The sequence below is a fragment of the Microcoleus sp. Pol14D4 genome (genome assembly GCF_036701245.1).
Taxonomy (GTDB): Bacteria; Cyanobacteriota; Cyanobacteriia; order Cyanobacteriales; family Microcoleaceae; genus Microcoleus.
On sequence record NZ_JAUBQM010000155.1, the window covers coordinates 1 to 5,339 of the forward strand.

5 protein-coding genes and 1 pseudogene are annotated in these 5,339 nt (G+C 45.0%); all 6 read left to right on the forward strand.

What is annotated here, in order from left to right; translation table 11 throughout:
- The first annotated feature begins 184 nt into the window (after positions 1-184).
- On the forward strand, positions 185-1,756 hold the full coding sequence (cobA, locus tag QUA33_RS27425; protein ID WP_333152843.1) for a uroporphyrinogen-III C-methyltransferase: 1,572 nt from the start codon (positions 185-187) through the stop codon (positions 1,754-1,756).
- A 183-nt stretch (positions 1,757-1,939) separates the two neighbouring features.
- The gene (locus QUA33_RS27430; protein WP_333152845.1) at positions 1,940-2,131 is read left to right on the forward strand and encodes a DUF2281 domain-containing protein; all 192 of its coding nucleotides are present in this window, start codon (positions 1,940-1,942) and stop codon (positions 2,129-2,131) included.
- Entirely contained in the window at positions 2,118-2,504 is a 387-nt protein-coding gene (locus QUA33_RS27435) for a type II toxin-antitoxin system death-on-curing family toxin (protein WP_333152847.1), read from the forward strand. The genes QUA33_RS27430 and QUA33_RS27435 overlap by 14 nt, the downstream gene beginning before the upstream one ends.
- Before the next feature lie 232 nt (positions 2,505-2,736).
- Positions 2,737-3,927: a tetratricopeptide repeat-containing serine protease family protein gene (locus tag QUA33_RS27440; RefSeq protein ID WP_333152849.1), complete on the forward strand. Its 1,191-nt coding sequence runs from the start codon at positions 2,737-2,739 to the stop codon at positions 3,925-3,927.
- Between the two features lie 87 nt (positions 3,928-4,014).
- Positions 4,015-4,592: pseudogene (locus tag QUA33_RS27445) on the forward strand (Uma2 family endonuclease).
- A 308-nt stretch (positions 4,593-4,900) separates the two neighbouring features.
- Complete coding sequence (locus QUA33_RS27450) at positions 4,901-5,083, forward strand: hypothetical protein (protein WP_333099232.1); 183 nt, start codon at positions 4,901-4,903, stop codon at positions 5,081-5,083.
- The last annotated feature ends 256 nt before the right edge of the window (positions 5,084-5,339 follow it).

Genomic DNA, 5,339 nt, shown 5'->3' on the forward strand with positions numbered 1-5,339 from the left:
TTTTAAAGTCCCAAAAGCCTTTCGATCCTAATTATTTGACTGCTACCCCTTGACAGGTCAAGACAGTATCTACAGGCTGCTTGAAAAATCTGATTAAATTATAGGGTAGGGTAGGGTGCACCGAAGCACCCCAATATTCATAAAACTATACTATCGAGACGATCGAGGAGGTCGAGGAGGAATTGTGAAAAACCACAAAGGGAAAGTTTATCTAGTCGGTGCGGGGCCGGGAGATTGTAACTTGATGACAGTGCGATCGCACAAACTGCTATCCCAAGCCGAAGTCTTAATCTACGACGCTCTAATCGACATCCCGCAACTGGAATTAATCCCAGCAACTTGTCTGAAAATAGAAGTCGGGAAACGCGGCGGCAAACCTTCCACACAGCAGCAAGAAATTAACCGTTTGCTGGTCGAACATTGCAAGTTAGGCAAACAAGTCGTGCGGCTAAAAAGCGGCGATCCGTTTATTTTTGGTCGCTCCAGTTCCGAAATTCAAGCATTAATCGCAGCGGGCTGCGAGTTTGAAGTAATACCCGGAATATCCTCCGCATTAGCTGCACCTTTACTAGCAGGAATTCCCCTCACAGATCCGGTAATGAGTCGCTGTTTTGCAGTGATGAGCGCCCATGAACCGGATGCTTTGGAATGGGAAGCATTAGTGCAGATAGAAACTTTGGTAATATTGATGGGAGGACGCAATTTAAGCGAGATCATCTGGCAATTGCAAAAGCACGGACGATCGGCCGAAACTCCGATCGCCATTATCCGAGATTGTGGCCGCCCCGAACAGCAAATTTGGCTGGGCACTCTCTCGAACATTGTACAGCAAACAGCAGGTCAATCTCTATCGCCTTGCGTGATGGTAATTGGGGAAGTAGTTAGATTGCGCGAATATTTAATCCAGCCAGAAAGCACAAATATGATCGATACACCTGTCACCACTAATAACAGCAAATTGCCGCTAGCAGGAAAAACCATTTTAGTCACGCGATCGGTTTCTCAGTCTGCTGAATTTAGCGATCGACTCCAACAACAAGGAGCCCGCGTTATCGAAATGCCCGCCTTGGTAATTGGGCCGCCGTCCACCTGGGAACCGTTAGACAGTGCGATCGCACAATTGTCAAGCTTTCACTGGTTAATTCTCACTTCCCACAACGCTGTAGACTGCTTTTTTCAACGCTTACAAGCAAAAGGCAAAGACGCCCGGAGTTTGTTTGGGATTAAAATCGCCGTTGTCGGGAAAAAAACAGCAGAAAGTTTGCGATCGCACTCTCTACAACCAGACTTTATTCCCCCCAACTTTGTCGCCGATTCCCTAGTCGATAACTTCCCCGATAACTTGCAAAGCTGCAAAATCCTATTTCCGAGAGTAGAAAGCGGCGGCAGAGAAATTTTAGTTAAAGAATTCACCGCCAAAGGAGCGCAAGTAATAGAAGTGCCAGCTTACCAATCTTGCTGTCCCGAAACTATCGACCCGATCGCCCTCTCCGCACTCCTAAATCAAGCCGTAAATATCATAACATTTGCCAGTTCCAAAACCGTGCATAACTTTTGCAAGCTCATAGAACAAAGCCCGCAGTTGTCCGGATATCAGGATTGGTTGGAAAAGGTTTGCATCGCATCCATCGGGCCGGAAACTTCCAAAAGTTGTCAGAAATTATTGGGTAAGTTAGACGTAGAAGCCAAAGAATACACGTTAGACGGGTTGACTGAGGCGATCGTTGAATGGGTTGCAGAATATCAAAATTTGTAAGTGCGATCGAACAGTAGTTGATTATCTAATCTGTTGGTTGTAAAAGGGTTATAATACCAATTTAAAAAACTCCGGGTAAGGACACGGCAGTGCCGTGTCCCTACAGATGCTCGCGTACAATCTCTCAGTTGCAAAAGTTTTATGAATTAGGATAAAATAGTTGTAAAATAACTGCGACAAAATATGACCGCAAAAGACCAACTTCTTCAAGAACTAGACCAAGTACCAGAACCTATGTTGAAAGAAGTGCTTGAGTTTGTACTAGCCCTGAAGGCAAAACAGCCTGTAAAATCAGAAAAAAGTGATGTTTGGAACGCTTACCTAGCATCTAAAAAAGAACGAGAGGAGGTTTACCGTCGCCTTGCCAACTCCTAAATTTCTCTCTCTAGATGAAGTGCTAGAACTTCATGCAGACCAAATTTCTAGCTTTGGTGGCACTCCAGGCGTCAGAGACGAAGGCTTGTTGGAGTCGGCTTTGGCTCAACCGCAAGCAACTTTTGGCGGTCAATTTTTGCATACAACAATTAGCGAACAAGCTGCCGCCTATCTCTATCACATAGCGATGAATCATCCCTTTATTGACGGCAATAAACGAACGGCTTTTGCGGTGACAGATACCTTTTTGCGTTTGAATGGTTGCACTCTGAATTTGACGGACGATCGAGCATATGATTTAGTCATGCGAGTCGCACGGGGAACGATGACTAAGGAAGAACTAACCACCGAGTTCGAGTCATGTATTGTTTAGTTTTAATAAGTAAGTTGGGCAGCCTACGTTGAGATTAAGTAAGGTGCAGCGTACTCACCCTACAGTCAACAAGGGAATCGCGGAACAAAAAAGCGAGTAAAATTATCACTAAAGAACAAAGCCGAGATCCTTTGCGTCAAATCAGTAATAAAACTAAACACAAAAAAGCACAAATCGCCGATCGCCCTTTCTCCGCCAAATCCCGCTACCCAACTACTAATTAGCAATAGCCATGAATATAAATTTTTCTCGTTACGACACCTTAACCACCCTGCTAGCAGGAACTACCGCAGCCTTAACCATAGTCATCAGCCAACCCGCGATCGCCAAAACCCCCCAAGAAGTCGCCAGCATTGCCGGGCCGCTGACAGTACAAATTAACAGTTCCCTAGGAGACGGTTCTGGCGTAATTATTGCCAAAAAAGGCAAAACTTACACAGTTTTAACAGTCAATCACGTCGTAGAAAAAGCAGACGTGAAATACACCGTTCGCACGTCTTTAGGCAAAAACTATCAAGCAACCTCCGTCACCCGTTTGCAAACTGCCGAAACTGACCCGGATTTAGCCGTAGTCAAATTTGAAAGCCCCGAAGAATATCCAGTCGCGACGATCGCAGATTCCGATCAAGCCGTCATCGGCACTCAAATCTTCGTTTACGGCTATCCCGCTACGGGCGGACTTTTCGGCGCCCAACGAGAACCCGAACTCTCTCCCGGACTCGTTACCAGCCGCCCTGGCAGCCGCCCGGAAGGTTACACTTTGCGTTATCAGGCCGTAACTTGGAGTGGCATGAGTGGCGGCCCAGTTTTTGACTCCGAAGGCCGAGTCATCGGTTTACACGGACAAGGGGAATTTGGTTTCGCGCAAACGAGTTCCGGCGAAGTCGCCCCGATTAAAACCGGATTTAACGCAGCAGTTCCAATCAATACATTTATCGCGAAGCTAGTGGCGGCGGGAATAAACAAATCCGAGTTGAAAGTAGACAATACTCCCGCCACTATCGGCCCGGTATCCACCGCCAATCCTCAAGACGCCCAAGCTTATTATTTTCGAGGACTTTCGCTGTTAGATCAAGGAGATGCTTGGGAGGCGATCGCGGATTTCAACAGAGCACTCGCTTTCAAGCCCAAATATACCCCTGAATTGTATTTTAATATCGGTAATGCGCGCACTTTCATCACCGCCGCCTTGCCCCCACTCGAACCCACACGCGGTTCCACTGCTATTCAAGCATACACGCTGGCGATCGCAGCCAATCCCGGTTTTGCCGACGCTTACTACAACCGAGCTTTAGCTTACCTGGACAACAAAGACCAAGCAAAAGCAATTGCCGACTTTCAAAAAGCAGCGGAACTTTACAAGCAAGGCGGAAGAACCAGCGCCTATCAAGACGCGCTCAACAGAATCAAACAATTGCAGTAGAATTAAAAGTTAACAATTAAGAATTAAAAATGAATTATCCCATTTTTAATTCTTAATCAAGTTCCTACAAACAGCAGGTAAATAACAATGACTGCTATCACCTTAAACCTCAATTCCATTATCAAACTAACTTCTGAACAGTTTTATCAACTGTGCGAAGAAAACCCGGAGTTGAAACTTGAACGGAACGCCAACGGAGAATTAATTGTCATGCCACCAACCGGAGGAGAAACGGGAAAAAGCAACTCAACAGCGAATGCTCAAATCTGGACGTGGAACGATCGAACTGAACTCTGAGAAGTGTTTGATTCCTCCACAGGGTTTACTCTGCCCAATAAAGCCGATCGCTCTCCTGATGTCTCCTGGGTAGAAAAAGCCCGCTGGGCAGCTTTGACACCCGAACAAAAAGACAAATTTATCCCCTTGTGTCCGGATTTTGTAATTGAGTTTCTTTCTCCGAGTGACAGATTGACAAAGACTCAGGAAAAAATGCAAGAATATATGCAAAATGGCTGTCGTTTGGGTTGGTTGATTAACCGAAAAAACGAGAAGTAGAATTTTATCGTCCCGGTCAAGAAGTGGAAGTTTTACAATCTCCTCTCACCCTTTCTGGGGAAAATGTTTTACCGGGATTTGTTCTCAATTTGCAAAAAATTTGGAATTAGCAGAATTCACTTTTGAATTATATCATCTTCGGTAAAATAACCGTTACCATTTCGTAGTGAAGACTGGAAGTCAGAGGTAGTTGGAGCGCGACTCTTCGTCTTAACTACGAACCAATTTCGCTATCTTTTGAGCGAGATAATATTATTAGCTGGGAATTTGATAAAATTATAAGTATCCATAAAATTAATGTGCTTGAATTAGAGTTCAAACAATTCACGCTAACAATGTCACATTAGAAGAATTAAAAACGCTTTTTGACCTGCAACTTGTCACAGACGACCAGTTTTTTAGAGAATGGCAAAACGAGATGCCCGAAATCACCGACTTTCAAAAACGACAGCTAAATCTGATTAAAGCGGGTTACTGCAACTTGCTAGAGTATCCGCCAATGCTGGAAAACAACATTAGTTTGTCGAGCGCCTATCCGCTGTTATTTGTCGGCGAGTTTTATCTGCATCCTTTCTACATTAAACCCAAAAAATCAGTTTAAATTTCCGAAGAAGATGAAGGCGTTATCATCCAAGGTAGCCTAGATACTTTACTTTTAAAAGAGCAGTTGTGGCTGGTGGTAATAGAATCCAAGCGAGTTTCATTTTCGATCGAAGCCGGCTTGGCGAAAATCTTAGCTTATATGCTGGCAAATCCCAACCCGGACAAACCTGGTTACGGCCTGGGGGGGTGACAACCCACCCCAAACCCATAGCTAGTAAGGATTGAGGCAACTTGTGGTAAAAAAAGATAGGCAG